This window comes from Microtetraspora malaysiensis (assembly GCF_001528665.1).
In the GTDB taxonomy this organism is placed as follows: Bacteria; Actinomycetota; Actinomycetes; order Streptosporangiales; family Streptosporangiaceae; genus Microtetraspora_A; species Microtetraspora_A malaysiensis.
In genome coordinates this window covers 97,998-115,439 of the sequence record NZ_BBYJ01000022.1, presented here as the reverse complement: position 1 = coordinate 115,439, position 17,442 = coordinate 97,998, and the positions used below count along the sequence as shown (strand labels likewise).

15 protein-coding genes are annotated in these 17,442 nt (G+C 71.5%); 6 read left to right on the top strand and 9 right to left on the bottom strand.

Annotated features, from left to right (window positions below; genetic code table 11):
- Positions 1-1,428: an MFS transporter gene (locus AWQ71_RS27510; protein ID WP_067138146.1), complete on the top strand. Its 1,428-nt coding sequence runs from the start codon at positions 1-3 to the stop codon at positions 1,426-1,428.
- 84 nt (positions 1,429-1,512) lie between these two features.
- Here AWQ71_RS27510 and AWQ71_RS27505 read toward each other — a convergent pair whose 3' ends face one another.
- Together AWQ71_RS27505 and hppD are read right to left on the bottom strand one after the other, a co-directional pair.
- The gene (locus tag AWQ71_RS27505; protein WP_067138145.1) at positions 1,513-2,748 is read right to left on the bottom strand and encodes a Glu/Leu/Phe/Val dehydrogenase dimerization domain-containing protein; all 1,236 of its coding nucleotides are present in this window, start codon (positions 2,746-2,748) and stop codon (positions 1,513-1,515) included.
- Between the two features lie 72 nt (positions 2,749-2,820).
- The gene (gene hppD, locus AWQ71_RS27500; RefSeq protein WP_067138216.1) at positions 2,821-4,026 is read right to left on the bottom strand and encodes a 4-hydroxyphenylpyruvate dioxygenase; all 1,206 of its coding nucleotides are present in this window, start codon (positions 4,024-4,026) and stop codon (positions 2,821-2,823) included.
- A gap of 281 nt (positions 4,027-4,307) precedes the next feature.
- On the opposite strand from hppD, the gene AWQ71_RS27495 reads away from it, so the two are divergent.
- On the top strand, positions 4,308-5,294 hold the full coding sequence (locus AWQ71_RS27495; RefSeq protein ID WP_067138144.1) for an NAD-dependent epimerase/dehydratase family protein: 987 nt from the start codon (positions 4,308-4,310) through the stop codon (positions 5,292-5,294).
- A gap of 8 nt (positions 5,295-5,302) precedes the next feature.
- Here the strand turns inward: AWQ71_RS27495 and AWQ71_RS27490 are convergent, their stop codons facing one another.
- From AWQ71_RS27490 to AWQ71_RS27460, 7 genes are all read right to left on the bottom strand, one after another.
- Positions 5,303-7,117, bottom strand: coding sequence for a glycoside hydrolase family 15 protein (locus tag AWQ71_RS27490; protein WP_067138143.1), 1,815 nt, complete (start codon positions 7,115-7,117; stop codon positions 5,303-5,305).
- Between the two features lie 41 nt (positions 7,118-7,158).
- Complete coding sequence (locus AWQ71_RS27485; protein ID WP_218001983.1) at positions 7,159-7,698, bottom strand: hypothetical protein; 540 nt, start codon at positions 7,696-7,698, stop codon at positions 7,159-7,161.
- A 17-nt stretch (positions 7,699-7,715) separates the two neighbouring features.
- Positions 7,716-9,062 (bottom strand): molybdopterin-dependent oxidoreductase, encoded by a 1,347-nt coding sequence (locus tag AWQ71_RS27480; protein ID WP_084259353.1) that lies wholly within the window; start codon positions 9,060-9,062, stop codon positions 7,716-7,718.
- Positions 9,063-9,164: 102 nt separating this feature from the next.
- On the bottom strand, positions 9,165-10,730 hold the full coding sequence (locus tag AWQ71_RS27475) for an ArnT family glycosyltransferase (protein ID WP_067138141.1): 1,566 nt from the start codon (positions 10,728-10,730) through the stop codon (positions 9,165-9,167).
- Positions 10,727-11,347 carry a TIGR04282 family arsenosugar biosynthesis glycosyltransferase gene (locus tag AWQ71_RS27470; protein WP_067138140.1) on the bottom strand — a complete coding sequence of 207 codons (621 nt, stop codon included), beginning with the start codon at positions 11,345-11,347 and terminating at the stop codon, positions 10,727-10,729. The genes AWQ71_RS27475 and AWQ71_RS27470 overlap by 4 nt, the downstream gene beginning before the upstream one ends.
- Positions 11,348-11,373: 26 nt before the next feature.
- The gene (locus AWQ71_RS27465) at positions 11,374-12,024 is read right to left on the bottom strand and encodes a glycosyltransferase family 2 protein (protein ID WP_067138139.1); all 651 of its coding nucleotides are present in this window, start codon (positions 12,022-12,024) and stop codon (positions 11,374-11,376) included.
- Positions 12,025-12,202: 178 nt separating this feature from the next.
- Entirely contained in the window at positions 12,203-12,790 is a 588-nt protein-coding gene (locus tag AWQ71_RS27460) for a hypothetical protein (protein ID WP_157570606.1), read from the bottom strand.
- 528 nt (positions 12,791-13,318) lie between these two features.
- Here AWQ71_RS27460 and AWQ71_RS27455 point away from each other — a divergent pair.
- From AWQ71_RS27455 to AWQ71_RS27440, 4 genes are read left to right on the top strand one after another with little or no spacing between them, the layout of a single operon-like run.
- Complete coding sequence (locus AWQ71_RS27455) at positions 13,319-14,365, top strand: iron-siderophore ABC transporter substrate-binding protein (protein WP_067138138.1); 1,047 nt, start codon at positions 13,319-13,321, stop codon at positions 14,363-14,365.
- A 22-nt stretch (positions 14,366-14,387) separates the two neighbouring features.
- Entirely contained in the window at positions 14,388-15,425 is a 1,038-nt protein-coding gene (locus AWQ71_RS27450; RefSeq protein WP_067138137.1) for a FecCD family ABC transporter permease, read from the top strand.
- Positions 15,422-16,474, top strand: a complete 1,053-nt coding sequence (locus AWQ71_RS27445) for a FecCD family ABC transporter permease (RefSeq protein WP_067138135.1) — start codon at positions 15,422-15,424, stop codon at positions 16,472-16,474. Before AWQ71_RS27450 ends, AWQ71_RS27445 begins: the two co-directional genes overlap by 4 nt.
- The gene (locus AWQ71_RS27440; RefSeq protein WP_067138133.1) at positions 16,453-17,301 is read left to right on the top strand and encodes an ABC transporter ATP-binding protein; all 849 of its coding nucleotides are present in this window, start codon (positions 16,453-16,455) and stop codon (positions 17,299-17,301) included. Before AWQ71_RS27445 ends, AWQ71_RS27440 begins: the two co-directional genes overlap by 22 nt.
- Positions 17,302-17,442 lie beyond the last annotated feature (141 nt).

The following is a 17,442-nucleotide window of genomic DNA, read 5'->3' as shown; positions in this document are numbered from 1 at the left end:
GTGACCACCACAAGCAGTTCCACGCGGCTTCCCGATGACGCCGCCCCGCCCGACCCCCGGCGCTGGTGGGCGCTTGCGGCGGTCGCGACGGCGCAGCTCATGATCGGCATCGACATGACGATCATGAACATCGCGCTGCCCTCCATACAGCGAGACCTCCATCTGTCCGACCCGACCCGCCAGTGGGTGGTCACGCTCTTCTCCCTGGGCTACGGCGGCCTGCTGCTGCTCGGCGGGCGGATGTCAGATCTGGTCGGGCGCAAGCGGACCCTGATGGTGGGTCTGATCGGGTTCGCCGTGGCCTCAGCGTTCGGCGGCGCCGCCACCGGCCCGGCGATGCTGCTCACCGGCCGTGCCCTGCAGGGCGTCTTCGGCGCTCTGCTCACTCCGGCGGTGCTGGCGACCCTCGCCGCGACGTTCCCGGCCCCCGCCGAGCGCGGCAGGGCGTTCGGCATCTACGGCACCGTGATAGGGAGTTCTTCCGGCCTGGGCGTGCTGCTGGGCGGAGTGCTCACCGATTACCTCGACTGGCGCTGGTGCATGTACGTGAACCTGCCGATCGCGGCCCTGGCCACGATCGGGGTGTCGCGCGCCGTACGGCCCGTGCCACGCGTTCCCGGTGTGCGCCTCGACGTCGCCGGGGTGGTCCTGTCCACCGCCGGCTTGATGGCGCTGGTCTTCGGGTTCGCCCGGGCCGAACCCGACGGGTGGGACTCGCCGTACACCTTCGGACCGCTGGTCGCCGGAGCCTTGGCGCTGGTCGCGTTCGTACGGGTCCAGACCCGGGTCAAGGGGCCGCTGCTCCCCTTGCGGGTCGTCCTGGACCGCCGCCGCGGCGGGTCGTACCTGGCGGTGCTCAGCCTGGCGGTGGGCATGTTCGCCGCGTTGTTCTTCTTGACCTTCTACCTGCAGGACGTGCTGGGCTATTCACCTGTCCGGGCGGGCCTGGCCTTCCTGCCTTTGACCGTCGGCCTGATGGTGGGAGTACGGGCGGTCAGCCCGCTGCTGGCTCGGGTCCCGGTCCGGTGGCTGCTGTGCCCCGGGCTCCTGGCGGTCGCGTCCGGGCTCGCCCTGCTCGGACTTCTTCGGACCGACAGCAGTTACTGGCCGCACGCCCTCCTGGTGTTCCTGCTGGTCGGGCTCGGCACGGGGTGGGTGCTGGTCACCGCCAACAGCACCGCGACCCTCGGCGCGGGTGCGGACAGCGCTGTGGCAGGAGCCATGGTCATGACCTCGCAACAGGTCGGCGCTTCCCTGGGCACCGCGCTGCTCAGCACGATCGCCGGGACGGCCGCGGCCCACTATCACCACCACGAGCCCGCGGAGGCCGTCGTCCACGGCTTCAACGTAGCGAGCCTCGGCGCAGCCGGCTTCCTGTGCCTGGCCGCGCTCGTGGTCTCCCTCATCACTCGTCCTGGCCGGCCTTAGGGAGGGTCCCGTGAATCCTCCGGGCAAAAGACGGGAGCGCGGTGGCGATCGCCACCGCGCTCCCGCGCGTACGTGTGGGGAGGGTCAGGTGAGTTGTTCGAGGGCGATCTCGAACGCGGTGCTCGCCACCCCGGTGGGCTCCGGCGAGCGCTCGTGGCACTTCCTGATCGCCGACTCGATGGTGGCCGACACGTCGGCGAAGATCGCCTCGTCGGAGACCTCCACGCCCTCCCGCATCAGGAGGGCGAAGGTGCGGGCCATCCCGCTGTTGGCGATGAAGTCGGGCACGACCGTGACGCTCTTGTCGGCGTGCTCGTACGTCGGGCCGTAGAAGATCTCGGTGTCGGCGAACGGCACGTTGGCGCCGCACGCGATCACCTCCAGGCCGCGCGCCGCCATGCGGTCCACCTGCTCGCGGGTGACGAGCCGGGACGCCGCGCAGGGCAGGAAGACCTCCGCGCCGGCGTCCCAGACGGCGGCGTCGATCGCCTCGTACGGCATCATGCCGGGGGCGCGCAGGGTGTTGCCGTCCTTGGTGAGGAACAGCTCGCGCACCTCGTCGAGGCCGTACCCGGCGGGGTTGAGGATCCCGCCGTTGCGGTCGATCACGCCGACCACCCGCGCGCCGGCCTGGGCCGCGTAGTAGGCGGCCGCGGCGCCGACGTTGCCCCAGCCCTGGACGATGACGCGCTTGCCCGCGATGTCGCCGCCGTAGACGGCGTAGTAGTGCCGCACCGACTCTGCCACGCCCCACCCGGTGATGAGGTCGGCGACCGCGTAGCCGCCGGAGTGCCCGGCGGGGGCGGGGGTGTAGCGGCCGTCCTCCACGACCTTGCCCACGCCGAGGCGGAGCCGTCCGACCCGCCGCACGAGCTCCCGGTCGGTGGCGTCGTAGTGGCCCCGGACCACGCCCTCCTGCGGGTGCCACAGGCCGTGGCTCTCCGTGATGGGCACGACCTCGCGCACCTCGTCCACGTTGAGGTCGCCGCCGGTGCCGTAGTACGTCTTCAGCAGCGGGGTGACCGCCTTGTACCAGCGGCGCAGCACGTCGTTCTTACGGGGGTCGCGCGGGTCGAAGTCGATGCCGGACTTGGCCCCGCCGATCCGGGGCCCGGAGACGGTGAACTTGATCTCCATCGTCTTGGCCAGCGACACGACCTCGTCGCGGTCGAGCCCGGGGCGCATGCGGGTTCCGCCGCCCGCGGCACCTCCCCTGAGCGAGTTGATCACTACCCATCCCCTGGCCGGGGTCTCGGGATCTCGCCACTCGAAAACGATCTCCGGTGCCCGGTTCTCGAACCGGGTGAGCAGATGCTTCATATCCTGTTCCTGCTTCGGTAGAGGGCTGGTGGTGATCGGCGCGTCGCGCCCGCGGGCGCGACGATCGGATCGCTAGAGGTTCCCCCGCCGGTCCTGCTCCCGCTCCAGCGCCTCGAACAGCGCCTTGAAATTGCCCTTGCCGAAGCCGAGGGAGCCGTGCCGCTCGATGAACTCGAAGAAGACCGTGGGCCGGTCGCCGATCGGCTTGGTGAAGATCTGCAGGAGGTAGCCGTCCTCGTCGCGGTCCACGAGGATGCCGCGCTTCTGCAGCTCCTCGACCGGGACGCGTACCTCGCCGATGCGGGCCCGCAGCTCCGGGTCCTCGTAGTAGGAGTCCGGGGTGTCGAGGAACTCGACACCCTCCTCCCTCAGGAGGTCGACCGTGTGCAGGATGTCGTTGGTGGCCAGGGCGAGGTGCTGGGCGCCCGGCCCCCGGTAGAACTCCAGGTACTCGTCAATCTGGCTCTTCTTCTTGGCGATGGCCGGCTCGTTCAGCGGGAACTTCACCCGGTGGTTGCCGTTGGCCACGACCTTCGACATCAGGGCCGAGTACTCGGTGGCGATGTCGTCGCCGATGAACTCGGCCATGTTGGTGAAGCCCATCACGCGGCGGTAGAAGTCCACCCACTCGTCCATGCGGCCCAGCTCGACGTTGCCCACGACGTGGTCGAGCGCCTGGAAGAGCCGCTTCGGCGCGCCCGCGCGCTTGACGTAGGAGGAGGTCCGCTCCACATAGCCGGGCCGGTACGGGCCGTCGTAGCGCGAACGGTCCACCAGGCTGTGGCGGGTCTCGCCGTAGGTGGCGATGGCCGCGATCCGGATCGTGCCGTGCTCGTCGGTGACGTCGTGCGGCTCCTCGACCACGGTCGCGCCCTGAGCGCGGGCGTGCTCGACGCAGCGGTCCACGTCGGGCACCTCGAGCGCGATGTCGATGATCCCGTCCCCGTGCGCGCGGTGGTGGTCGTGCAGCGGGCTGTCCGGGGCGACCCCGCCCTTGATGACGAACCGGATGGCTCCGCTCCTGAGCACGTACGCGTGGTGGTCGCGGTTGCCGGTCACCGGGCCGGAGTACGCCACCAGCTCCATGCCCAGGGCGGACTGGAAGTAGTGCGCCGACTGCGTGGCGTTGCCCACCACCCATTCGATGGCGTCCCATCCGGTCACCGGGAAGGGGTCGGTGGAGTCGTCGTAGGAAACCAGGCCCACGAGCTGCTGCAGCTCGTCGAGGTTGAGTTCGGCCAGGCGTTCCTGGTCGGTGAGGGTCTGCTGGATGCTCACGATCTCCTCCAATGACTGGGTGCCTTCCCCCGCAAAACGGGCGGACTTCGCATATGGGAACGCATGCGAAAGGAGCTGCGCAAGAAACCAGAAAGTCGCTATTCGATCTGCCATGTTTGTCGAGCGGTCGCGCGGATATGCTGTACAGATTGTCCACCTCGCGCGGCGGCAGCTCGACGGAGGCGCTCAGCCGAACGCCGCGAGACCTCGCCGGGCGGTCGCGCCACGTACGCGGGGTCGTGAAGCGGGCGCGGGAGTGGGCGGCCGGTTACTCTCGGCGAGTGAGAGTTCTGGTCACCGGAGCGGCCGGCTTCATCGGAAGCCACGTCGCCGAGATCCTTGTCGAGGCCGGTCATGACACGTCCGGCTTCGACGTGCGCGACGGCGCGGACATCCGGGACGCGGCCGCGCTGGACCGCGCGACGGACGGCGTGGACGCGGTCGTGCACCTGGCGGCCAAGGTCGGGCTCGGCGTGGACATCGCGGACATGCCCTCCTACGTCTCCGTGAACACGTACGGCACCGCTGCGCTGCTGGCCGCGATGGCACGGCGCCGCGTCGCGCGGCTGGTCCTCGCCTCGTCGATGGTCGTCTACGGCGAGGGCGCCTATGACTGCGCCGCGCACGGCAGGGTGCGGCCGGGACCCCGCGCCGTACGGGATCTGGCGGCCGGGTTCTTCGATCCACGCTGTCCGCGCTGCGGCGCCGCGCTGACCCCGGCCGCCATCGGCGAGGGCGCGCCCCTGGACCCGCGCGGTGTCTACGCGACCACCAAGGTCGCCCAGGAGCACCTGGCCGCGAACTGGGCACGCGAGACCGGTGGCACGGTGGTCGCGCTGCGCTACCACAATGTGTACGGTCCCCGGATGCCCAGGGACACTCCGTACTCCGGTGTGGCCGCGATCTTCCGATCCGCGCTGGAGGCGAGGCGGGCGCCGGCGGTGTTCGAGGACGGCGGGCAGTTGCGTGACTTCGTCCACGTGCGTGATGTCGCCCGCGCGAACGTCGTCGCGCTCGGTGCCGGGGTGCCCGGCGCGTTGGCCGCGTACAACATCGCCAGCGGAGAGCCGCACACCGTCGGTGAGCTGGCGGCCGCGCTCGCCGCGGAACGCGGCGGCCCCGAGCCGGTGATCACCGGTGAGTACCGGCTGGGAGACGTGCGGCACATCGTCGCCTCGCCGGACCGGGCCGCGGCGGAGCTCGGATTCCGCGCCCGCGTCGGCTTCGCGGCCGGGATGAGGGAGTTCGCCACCGCGCCGCTCGGCTGAACCGCCCGTCACGGGCACGACGGCCGGCCGACGTCGCCGATCGCCCGGGCGGCGTTGATCAGGCCGATGTGGCTGAAGGCCTGGGGGAAGTTCCCGATCGGTTCCCCGGTGACCTGGTCCACCTCCTCGGCCAGCAGGCCGACGTCGTTGGCGTGCGAGGCCGCGGTACGGAACACCCGCTCGCCGCGTCCGGCCTGGCCGGTGAGGGCCAACGCGTGGGCGAGCCAGAAGGTGCACAGCAGGAACGTCCCCTCGGGGCCGGTGATCCCGTCGCGGGTACGGTAGCGGAGCACCAGCCCACGCCGGTCCGCCAGCCGCGTCGCGACGGCTTCCACAGTCGACCGCACCCGCGGATCGTCGCCGGGCAGGAACCCCACCAGCGGGAGCGTCAGCGCCGACGCGTCCAGGTCCGTCCCGTCGAGTACCTGGGTGAACGCGCCCACGTCCTCGTTCCAGCCCCGGGTGAGGATCGCCGCCCGGATCCGCTCGCGCGTGTCTTCCCAGAAGGGCACCCTGTCGGTGGCGCCGAGAACGGGGGCCAGGGCGACAGCCCGGTCCAGGGCGACCCAGCACATGAGTTTCGAATGCAGGAATTGCCGGCTCGGGCCGCGGACCTCCCACATGCCCTGGTCGGGTTCCTGCCAGCGGCGCGCGGCCGATTCGGCCGCGCCGAGCAGGAAGGAGCGCGTGAGCGGGTCGAACCGGCTGGGGGAAAGCTCGTAGGCCGCGTCGAGCAGTTCGCCGTAGACGTCGATCTGACGCTGGCGCCAGGCGTCGTTGCCGATCCGCACCGGGGCGCTGCCGCGCCACCCGGTCAGGTGCGGCAGGATCCTCTCACTCAGGTCACGTTCGCCACCCACGCCGTACATGATCGGCAGGTCGGTGTCGCGGTCGAGCAGACCGGCCGCGGCACCGGCGAGGAAGGAGAAGAACGCGGTCTCCTCCTTCTCGCACGCCGCGGTGGCGAGCGCCTGCAGCGTGAGGCTGGCATCCCGTATCCAGGTATAGCGGTAGTCCCAGTTCCGCTCGCCGCCGACGCACTCGGGCAGCGAGGTGGTCGCCGCGGCGACGATGGCGCCGGTGGGTGCGAAGGTGAGCGCGCGCAACACTCGCCCGCTGTGCCCGACCTGTTCCCGCCAGGGGCCCTGGTAGCGCGCGTGCTCACGGGACCAGGAGCGCCAGCCCCGCGCCGTGTCCCCGATCCGGCGGTGGACGCGCCCGGGGCGCCAGCACGGCGGGGCCGGCTCCCAGACCGGCCCGGTGCGCAGGGCGAGGCCGAGCCGCTGTCCGGCGCGCAGGGTGACCGTGGCCCGCGCGGTGGCGTCGCGCACGTGCAGTTCGACCGGGCACGACAAAGTCAGCACCTGCGCTCCTCCTCGCGCCACCAGCCCGCCGCGCACCGGTTCCATCAGAGGCCGGATGAGCCCGAACTCGGGCCGGGGGGCGAAGTCCACGGTGATCGGCACCTGCCCCTCGACGCAGGACACCTCACGCAGGAGGGCGCTCGGCGAGGCCACGCCGAGCGCGTGCCCGCGTTCCCGGCGGCCGAGGGCGAGCGTGTCGCGGAGCACCGCGGTCCCGGTCGCGGTGCGGAAGGTCGTCTCGACCACAAGGGTGTCGTCCAGGTACCTGCGGGTGATCTCAGCCGGGCAGGCCGGGCCGACGGACCAGTGTCCGGCGTTCTCGTCCAGCAACCGGGCGAAGATCGCCGGGCTGTCGAAGCGGGGAGAGCACAGCCAGTCGACCGAGCCGTCCGACGAGACCAGGGCCGCTGACCGGCAGTCCGACAGCAAGGCGTAGTCGCTGATCGCTCGCGTGCTCACACAGGCACCTCGTCCGGTTGGTTTGCGTGTCGGACGGCCGGTCACCCCTGTCCGGGGCCGGGTGGGTCGTCCGGTCGTGAGCCGGGGCCGCTCCCCTCCCCCGGCGCCCGTCGGCGCAGCCTGACGGCGTAGGCCAGCGCCGATCCGGCGAAGAGCAGGCCGGTCACCAGGAGCCACCGTCCCAGGAAGGGGGTCGTGTCCAGCGCCACCGACCTCCGGTACCCGTCCTGGGACAGGCGGAGGATCAGCGGGAACCAGACAAGCAGCAACAGCGCCGACAGGGCGAGGGGAACGCGCAGGTAGTTGATCCACGGCGGCGGGTGGGAGAGCACGGCCGACGGCCGCACACGACGCCAGGGTCGCCACCGCACGGCGATGTCGGCGACGGCGTACAGAGGATAGAGCACAAGGTCATGGATGATCGCCGCACCGACGAACCACACGACGAAGCCCACCCAGATGCCGGCCACGACGACACGGCTCGCGGCGTAGCCGGCCAGCGTGAAGCAGGCGAGCAGCGCGAGCAGGTGCAGCGGGTCGGCGCCGTAGCGGCCGACGGCCCACTGCCGCAGGGAACGCACCCGGGAGATCATCGCCGTCACCCGCTCGGAGGCCGGAAGGTGAGCCTGCGCACCCACTTGGTGTTGTGCACGCCGGGCGCGTTCGGGACCATGATCCGGGCCGGATAGCCGTGGTCGAGGGAGAGATCCGCACCGTTGACCCGCAACGCCAGCAGGGAGCGGTGGTCGGCCACCTGCCGGGCGCTCAGCGACGCCTCGGAGAACGCGCCGCCGCGTTCCAGCGACTCCACGTAGGCCTCGACGCGGCCCGGGACCGCCCCCGCGAGCCGGGCGAGGTCGGCGAGGCGCGGGCCGGTCCACGTCTGCTGGGTCGACCAGCCCTCCACGCATGCGATGGGCAGCGCGTAGGTGTACTGCGGCAGCGCCAGCAGTTCCGCGCGTGACAGCCGCAGGTCGGTCCCGGCCAGCTCCAGCCGCCAGCCGGGACCGGTGCTCATCGGGTTGACACCCATGGCGGACGCGGACTTGTTCACCTGGAAGTCGTTCGGCCCCAGACCGTACATGCGTCCATGCGGGGCGAGCAGGGCGGTGCGGCGCAGCGGCCCGTCCAGGGTCTGCCCCACGGACAGACCGAAGATCAGCAGGGAGCCGCCGCCGACGAACCCGAGGAGACCGCGCCGGGAGAGGCTGGGCTCCGCGGGACGGGTGGCCACCAGGCCGTCGGGGTCGGGGGGCTCCGGCCTTGTGCCGTCCAGGCCCGTGCGGAGTTCGCGGCGCAGGCTCCGTGACCGCAGCGCGCTGACCATCCGCGGCAGCTTGAGCACGACGTGGACGGCGAACGCGGCGATGAAGATCCACGCTCCGTAGAGGTGCGCCGGATAGAAGGAGAACGGGAACGCGGTGTAGAAGAGCTGGATGTTGAGCACACCGGTCACGAACTCGAACACCGCGCCGCCGACAAGCAGCAGCAGGCTGGCGCGTTCGACGGCCATGGCCAAAGAGCGGGCCGGCGGCCAGGCGAACAGTTTGGGGATGACCGACCACAGCTTGGCCAGCAGCACGGGGATGAGCGTCAGCCCGAGGATGACGTGGATTCCCTGCGTGACCCGGTACAGCCACGCGGGCCAGGTCGGCCAGTCGAAGAAATAGAACCCGAGCAGGCCTCGCTCCGGTGTCGTGTCGTTGCCGGGCAGCCACGGGTTGTACGCGGCGTACGACAGCAGGCCGGTGATCGCGATGATCGGGATGCCGACCAGCAGGACCAGACCGAACACCGAGGTCAACCAGGAACCACGCAGCGGACTGCGCCAGAAGTCCGGCCGGAACGGCCCGGGCGGTGGATGCGACCGCACCCACGCGCCACCCCTCCGCCACACGGACTCGCCGCCCTCGCGCCCCTGCTCTTCGCCCGGCTGATCTGGCACCGGATCACCACCCCCGCGTCGGCGCCCGCCGGTATTCGCGCACGAACACCGGCCCGCTAGAAATATTCGGACATGCCCCCTTCGCGTATTGTATCGACGCGATTACGCTCCGGCGTTCCGGGTCAGTTCCACCGCGAGCCGGTGGAAGGCCGCCGCGCAGGATGCGCCGCCGGCGGGGAGCCACAGCTCGGCCGGCCGTACCGAGGGCCCGGTCACCGGACGGAACACCTGCCGGGGAACGCCCGCGAGCAGCGTTCCCGGGCAGCGGCGGTAGGTCCGGGCCAGGCCGGCCGCGAGACCTTTGAGGTCCTGAGATTGCTCGACGACGATCGCCGCGAACCGCCGTTCCTCGATCGCCCGCGCGATGGACCGACCCAGCGACGCCTTGGCGGCGGCGCTCGTGCCGCGCACGATGTCGTAGACGGCCCCCCGATGGGCCACCGGCGGCAGCCCGGCCGCCATGCCGAGACCGGGATCGGAGAAGACCGCCACCCGGCCGCCGAACCCCCGCACCCACGCGACCAGCGCGTCGCCCACGCGCCGGTCGGCGGCGGTGGGGACCATCCGGGCCGGGGCGAACGTCGTCGCGGCCAGGAAGGCGATCTGCAGCAGGACCAGCGCACCGGCCGCGGCGCGGCGCCACTCCGGACGGGGACCACCCATCGCGACGCCGGCGAGCAGCGCCACCGCCGCGAAGGCGGGGAGCATGGTGTTGACCGCGCCGCCCGTGTGCAGCAGGCCCGCATAACCCTCCGCCATCAGGGCGAGGCAGCCCGCGCCGACGACCGGGGTGACCCTCCCCACCGCGAGCAGCGCCGCACCGAGAGCGACCCCCATGATCGGAAACAGGTACCAGGTCCAGAACCCGGCCCACGCTCCCCGCTCCCAGGGATGCTGTCCGAGCAGTTCGAAGACGTAGAACACATACCAGCCCCGGCTTGCCGCACCCCAGACGAGCGTGACCAGCGCGACCGCACCCGCGAACGTCCCCGCCATGATCACCGCCAGGCGGCGGGAGGCGCCGCAGAGCAGGACCGCGGTGACCACCACCACCTCGGCGAGCGCGTTCTGCTTGGTGAGAAACGCCGCGGCGAGCAGCGCGCCCGACGCCACCGCGCCTCGCGTCCGGCGCATCCAACGGGCGCCGTACAGCCCCGCCAGGCTGAAGGCGAGGAACAGCGAGTCCACCCGGGCGAGATCGAACCACGCGCCGGCCGCGAAGTAGGTCGCGGCGTACAGCCCCGCCGCCGCGACTCCGGCGGCGAGATCGCCGGTCTCCCGCTGGACAAGCCGGGCGAGCGCCACGAAGCAGGCCATCGACGCGAGCGACGACACCAGCCGGAGCGGCAGGTAGGACTCTCCCAGGAGAGCGGCGGGGCCCGCCGAGATGACGAAGTACAGCGGCGGATAACCGTCCGGCACATAGTCGACGGTGGGGGCGGAGTACAGCGGCAGTCCGGCGCGGAGCCGCCACACCTCGACCAGGGAGTTGCCCTCCAGCCACTCGAGCGCGTACGGATGGTCCAGGCGGCGCACGGCGGTCGACAGGAACACCGCGATCGCCGCGAGCCCCGCCACCGCGGCGAAGCGGGAGACGGCGCGCGCGCCCTTCTCCCAGACACGCGGACCTTGTGCGGGCGGCGGTCCCGCCTCCGCCCCGAAGCTCACGGGCGATCGACCCGCCCCGCGGCGATCCGGGCCAGGCAGGCGGCGAACCGACTACCCGGCGCGAGGGCGGCCACCGCGGCGGCGTCCTCGGCGGTGTCGACGTCCCGCAGGAGCGGCAGCTCGGCCACCCGCAGTCCGGCCGCGCGCAACCTCAGGAGCTGCGCGGCGCCGGTGTCCGGCGTGGAGACGGGGACGCCGCGCACGAGATCCGGATCCGGCACACGCAGGCCGAGCGCCCAGAACCCGCCGTCCGCGGCGGGACCGAACCACGCGTCGACGCCGTCCCATTCGACCGCGAGCAGTTCCGGCGCCACCTGCGGGGTGTCCATGCCGATCAGCAGCGCCGGCCCGCGAACCGCGGCGAACGCCGAGGCGAGCCGCTCGTCGAGCGTGCCGCCACTCTGCGGGATCACGTCGAAGCCGTCCGGCAGCCACGGCCCGGGCCGCCCCTCCAGAATCAGGACGCGGCGGCACGCGGGAACCGTGCGCGCCGCCGCGAGCGTGTCGGACAACGCCGCCTCGGCCAGCTGAGCGGCCTGCTCGAAGGTGTAGGGCGGCACCAACCGGGTCTTGACCCGGCCGGGCAACGGTTCCTTCGCGATGACCAGCAAGGTCATGCGCAAGCCGCCCCCGCCCCCTGTCCTCACCGGGCGAGCACCTTACGCATGTCGCGCACGGCCTGCCAGTAACCGCGCGCGGTCCCGGTGACTTTCGAGCGGCCGATGCGCGGACGGTAGTCCACGTCGGTCTCACTCACCCGCCAGCCGGCGTCGGCGGCGCGCACCAGCATCTCCAGCGAGTACCCGGACCGCCGGTCGGCCAGGTTCAGCGCGAGAAGCTCCGCGCGCCGGGCCGCCCGCATCGGCCCGAGGTCGTGTACGCGCACGCCGGTGCGGCGCCGTATGAGCCGGGCGAGTTCACGGTTGGCGAGCCGCGCGGGCAGCGGCCAGGCGCCCCTGGCGACGGGCCGTCGGCGCCCGAGCACCAGATCCGCGTCGCCCTGGAGGACCGGTCCGGCCACCCGAGGGAGCTGCCGGGGGTCCAGGGTGGCGTCACAGTCACAGAAGCACACCACGTCCGTGGTGGCCGCGATCAGGCCCCGGCGGCAGGCCGCGCCGAAGCCGCGCCGGGGTTCCGCCACGACGACGGCCCCGAGTGAGCGGGCGATCTCCGCCGACCCGTCGGACGAGCCGTTGTCCACCACGATGGCGCGGAATCCCGGCGGGAGGCGGCCGATCACCCAGGGCAGCGCTCCGGCCTCGTCCAGGCAGGGCAGGACCACATCCACATTCATTGATCCACCTTTCACGCCACGGGTTCGGGCCGCCGTCCGCGAATCCGCTTCGCGTCCGGTGGTTTCAGCGAAGTGGCAGAAGAGCCCCTGGGCATCTCACCCAGGAGCTCTTCTGCTCTCCCGTCTCATCGATCCGGCCATGGTGGCCGGCCGCGAGCGGCCGCGTCCCCTGGGCCGGTCAGGCGGCGCCGGGGATGCTGACGTTCTGCTCCTTGAACGGGTAACCCGTCTGCCCGGCGTGACCCTGGAGGGCGTCAATGGAGCTCTTGCTGGCGTCGAGGTCGGCCGGTGTGGCGGTGCCGCTCTTCAGTCTGTCCGTGAGGTGGGTGAAGTGGCCGGTGACCCCTTCAACGGACTTGCACAGCGTCGGATTGGCCACGGCGAACCCCTTGGCGACCTTCAGCTGATGAAGGGCGAAAGCACCGGCCACCGCCGCCTTGACGAATGTGCGCTTCCGCTTCTCCGCCCCGGCCTGGAAGCCGCCGGCGCGCAGGGGCTTGTAGATGTAGCGATGAAAAGCGCCCAGCGCGAGACCCGCGTGCAGCGCGAAGCGGGTCTTGGCGAACCGCTTGGCGTTGCCTCCCGTCGGACACGCGCCGGTGTACTCGGCATCGGTGCTCGTGGGAGTCGCCGCCGGTTTGGGGGCGCCCGCGCCTTCCTCCGCCGCGGTGGTGGCCGTGTTGCCGCCGCAGCCGGCGAGCAGCGTCACCGACAGCAGAGCCGCCGCCACGTGCACGCCGGCATATCGAATACTCCGCGCCGCCACTTCTTCCTCCTATGGATGCCAATGGATGCCTGTGTATCCGGCGGCGTACCGGTCCGTGATCGTCGAGGTATCCCGGATGCCGGACCGCCGCAGGTCGATGTGCTCATAGCCCTGTGTCGTCGAGCCGGGCCGCGCGGCCATCGGCACGACTCGCGTCCGAATGGCGCTCCGGACGCTGTCCTTCGCTCGTGCCCGGCCCGACGAACCCAATCTGGCAGGGTTTGTTCGACGCCTTCGCTCGGCCACAGTCCGTGGCGGGTCATGAAAAACCATGCGTTCGCGTACCTTCCCGGTCTCTGCGCGCGGCGGACCGAAGCCGCACGCGGCGAAACGGGCGCCAGGCAATGGCCCGGTCAGCGGTAGGTAGATTGCGATCGCCATATTGGTTAGGTTAGCCTCACCTAAGTGCGCACCTCTGGTGGCGACCTGCACGGTTTCCCGCCTGGGCTCATTCCGGGGGCGCATACCTCCGCCTCCCCCGCGGGGGAAAACACGACCCGCGCAGTTCGCAGAACACAAGGAACTTCGATGCCGTTCTCGTTCACCCGTGTGCGCCGCCGCGCGCTCACTGTCTCGACGATCGCCACCGTGGCGGTCCTCGCCCTGGGAGCCTGCTCGTCGACCGACGAGAAGCCCGCCCCCGAACCGGCGAAAGCCGCGGGCGCCGCCTTCCCCGTCACGATCGACAGCGCGCTCGGCCAGGCGACGATCAACGAGAAGCCGGAACGGATCGTCACCCTCGGACAGGGCTCGACCGAGACCGCGATCGCGCTGGGCCACACACCGGTGGGCATCGAGAGCTACGCGTGGGGCAGCGACAAGACCGGCTACCTGCCGTGGATCCATGAGGCGGTGACCAAGGCCGGCGGCACGCTGCCGAAGCAGTTCGACGGCGGCGAGGACATCGACTTCGACGCGATCGTCGAACTCCACCCGGACGTGATCCTGGCCCCCTGGTCCGGCATCACCAAGGAGCAGTACGACATCCTCAAGGACATCGCGCCCACCGTCGCCTACCCGGGCGAGCCGTGGACGACGAAGTGGGACGAGCAGATCCAGACTATCGCCAAGGCGCTGGGCCGGCCCGCCGACGGCGACACGCTGATCGCGCGGATCAATCGGCAGCTCGCCGACGCGGCCGCGTCCCGCCCGCAGTACAAGGACGTGACCTTCTCCTACATCTACACCGCCGGTCCCGGCACGCTCGGCGTGTTCCTGCCGGGGGAACAGCGGGTCGACATGGTCTCGGCGCTGGGGCTCACGGTCGACCCGGTGGTGAGCTCCTTCGAGGAGACCAAGGGCACCGCCTCCGCCCTGATCGGCCTGGAAAACGCGCCGAAGCTCGCGAACAGCGATCTGATCTTCACCTTCTACACCGATGACAGGACCCGCAAGGAGATCGAGGCGCAGAAGCTGTACGCCGCGATCCCGGCGGTCAAGCGCGGCGGCGTCGTGTCCAGCGACGACAACTCGTTCGTCACCGCGTCGTCGATCATCAACCCGCTCACCGTTCCGTGGGTGATCGATCGGTACCTGCCGATGATCGACAAGGCCGTGGCCACCCTCGGCCGCTGAGCCCGCGGACGGCCCGTCGCCCATGTCCATCGGCCCCCTGTCCCGTCCGCGCACGGCCGACGCGAGTCGCGCCGGCCGCGCGCGGCGGTTGTCCTTCCTGTTCCTCGCCCTGGTCGTGCTCGCTCTGGCGATCCTCGCGAGCGTCGCGTTCGGCAGCCACCCGACCTCGCTCTCCCAGGTGTTCGCCGTACTGAACGGCACTGCGCCCCCCGAGATCGCCGTCGTCGTGGAGAGCCGCTATCCGCGTACGGCACTCGGCCTCCTGGCCGGGCTCTGCCTCGCCGTCGCGGGCACGCTCATGCAGGGCGTGACCAGGAACCCGCTCGCCGACCCCGGCCTCCTCGGCATCACGGCCGGCGCGTCCGCCGGGATCGTCACCGCCACGGCCGTCCTGGGCGCGTCCGGCCAGTGGGCCGCCGTCTGGTGGGCGCTGGCCGGGGCGCTCACCGCCGGGGCGCTCGTCCACGTCATCGGAGCGGCGGGATCCGCCGGCGGCCCGGTACGGCTCGTCCTCGCCGGGGCCGTGGTCTCGGCGGTTCTCGGGGCGTACGTGCAGGCGGTGGCGTTGAGCAAGCCGCAGGTCTTCGACAGCTACCGCTACTGGGTGGTCGGCGCTCTGGGCGGCAGGAACTTCGACGTCTTCGCCTCTGTGCTCCCGCCCGCCGTCGCCGGTCTCGTCGTCGCGGTGCTGCTCGGCTCGGGCCTCAACACGCTCGCGCTCGGCGACGAGTCCGCGTCGGCGCTCGGCGCCAACCCGGCCGTGACGCGTTCGGGGGGACTTCTCGCCGCCGTGCTGCTGAGCACGGCGGCGACCGCGGCGGTCGGCCCCATCGCCTTCGTCGGCCTGGCCGTACCCCACATGGTCAGAGCGCTGGCCGGCCTGGATTTCCGGGTCCAGATCGCGTTCTCCGCCGTCATCGGTCCCGCTCTGTTGCTTCTCGCCGACGTGGTGGGCCGCCTGGTGCTACGGCCGCAGGAACTGATGGTGGGCGTCGTGACCGCGTTCATCGGAGCCCCGGCGCTGCTCCTCACGGTGCGCAGGATGAGGGGCGCCACATGACCGGAAACCGCACCACGCCCCCGCGCGGCTTCGTCACGATCGGACGCGCCGTGGCGATCCCGGTCGCGCGCGTCTCCGTGGTCGTCGCGATCGGCACGGTCGTCCTCGTCGCCGCGGCCGCCGTCGCCACGCTGTCGCTGGGGCGGCTCGGCATCCCGGTCACCGATCTTCCCGGTGCTCTCACCGGAGGCGCGGACGGCACGCAGGCGTTCGTCCTGGGACGGCTGCGTGGGCCGCGCCTCGTCGTGGCCGTCGGTACCGGGGCCGCGCTCGGGCTCTCCGGCGCGCTGTTCCAGACCGTCACCCGCAATCCGCTCGGCAGTCCCGATGTGATCGGACTCGCCGCCGGCGCCGGGGCGGGCGCCGCGGTCGTCGCGCTGTACCTGCCCGGCGTGCTGCCGGTGCCCGTCGGCGCCCTGGCCGGCGCCGCGGCCGCGATGGCGCTGGTCTACGTGTCGACCGGGACCGGGTTCCGCAGCCCCGGGCGTCTCATCGTGGCCGGCATCGGCGTCTTCTCGATCGCCACGGCGTTCACGCAGTACGTGGTGTACGCCGTGGAGCGGGACAAGGCCGCCGTGCTCACCGCGTACGTCAACGGCAGCCTGGCGGCCCGGTCCTGGAGTCACGCGGTGACGATCTGGGTGGTGCTCCTTGTCGCGGTGCCGTTGGTCGCGCTCATCGCCGGGCGCCTGGATATCGGCGAGATGGGCGACGAACTCGCCGGGGCGCTCGGGGCCGGGCCGAGATCCACCCGGGCCTGGGCCGTCACGCTGTCGATCGTCCTCTCCGCCGGCGCCGTCTCCGTCGCCGGCCCTGTCGCCTTCATCTCGCTGACCGCCCCGCAGATCGCCAAACGGGTCACCGGCCGGCCGGGCCCGCATCTGACCCCGGCCGCGCTGGTCGGCGCCCTGCTGCTGGTGCTGGCTGATCTCGCCGCGCAGCAGCTGCCCCTCCCGGTGAACCTGCCGGTCGGCATCTACACGCTGGCGATCGGCGGGGCCTACCTCGGCTTTCTACTGGTCCGCGAATGGAGAAAGGGACGCCTGTGAACACCCCAGTCGAACCGGGCGGGAAAGGGCTGAGCGTGCGGAAAGTGACGCTCTCCTACGGCGGCGCCCCGATCGTGCGCGAGGTCAGCCTCGACATCCCGCACGGCGCCTTCACCATGATCATCGGCCCCAATGGGTGTGGCAAGTCAACGCTGATCAAGGCGCTGGCCCGCGGGCTGAAGCCGGCCGGTGGACGCGTACTGCTACACGGCAAGGACCTCTGGACATACCGGGGGAAGGAGGCCGCCCGCCACATGGCGCTCCTGCCGCAGACCCCGGTCGCGCCCGACGGAATCACCGTGCGAGACCTGGTGCGGCGTGGCCGCTTTCCGCATCACACGCTGCTCCGCCAGTGGTCACCGCACGACGACGTGGCGATCGGGTTCGCGCTCGACCGCACCGGCCTGGCCGATCTCGCGGAGGCGCGGGTGAGCGAGCTGTCCGGGGGCCAGCGGCAGCGCGCCTGGATCGCCATGGTCCTGGCACAGCAGACGGACCTGCTGCTCCTCGACGAGCCGACCACATTCCTCGACATCGCCCACCAGTACGAGTTGCTGGAGCTCTGCCGGGAACTGCACGACGAGGGCAAGACCATCGTCGCCGTGCTCCACGACCTCAACCAGGCCGCCCGGTTCGCCTCCCATCTGGTCGTGATGCACCGCGGACAGGTGGTCGCCGAAGGTCCACCGGCCGAGGTGCTGACCTCGGGGCTCGTCGCGGACGTCTTCGGACTGGCCTGCGACATCGTGCCCGACCCGCGGACGTTCACCCCGATGGTCGTCCCGCACACGCGCTTCCCCGCGAGTTCGAGCCCCGGCGCCGCCTGACGACCTACCGGCGATGCAGGAGCCCCTACTCGTAGTACTTCAGAGCTACGCGAGAAGTTCGCTCCCTGGCGGGACGCCGGCCAGAAGGGGTGGTCCATAACTTCGGGTCCTGACATACGAGAGAGATCCGTTACGGAAGGA

Excerpts from the sequence above, each read along its gene's own strand:
- AWQ71_RS27470 (WP_067138140.1), bottom strand. The coding sequence starts at position 11,347 with ATGACCTTGCTGGTCATCGCGAAGGAACCGTTGCCCGGCCGGGTCAAG.
- AWQ71_RS27445 (WP_067138135.1), top strand. The coding sequence starts at position 15,422 with ATGACCGGAAACCGCACCACGCCCCCGCGCGGCTTCGTCACGATCGGA.
- AWQ71_RS27505 (WP_067138145.1), bottom strand. The coding sequence starts at position 2,748 with ATGAAGCATCTGCTCACCCGGTTCGAGAACCGGGCACCGGAGATCGTT.
- AWQ71_RS27440 (WP_067138133.1), top strand. The coding sequence starts at position 16,453 with ATGGAGAAAGGGACGCCTGTGAACACCCCAGTCGAACCGGGCGGGAAA.
- AWQ71_RS27450 (WP_067138137.1), top strand. The coding sequence starts at position 14,388 with ATGTCCATCGGCCCCCTGTCCCGTCCGCGCACGGCCGACGCGAGTCGC.
- AWQ71_RS27465 (WP_067138139.1), bottom strand. The coding sequence starts at position 12,024 with ATGAATGTGGATGTGGTCCTGCCCTGCCTGGACGAGGCCGGAGCGCTG.
- AWQ71_RS27455 (WP_067138138.1), top strand. The coding sequence starts at position 13,319 with ATGCCGTTCTCGTTCACCCGTGTGCGCCGCCGCGCGCTCACTGTCTCG.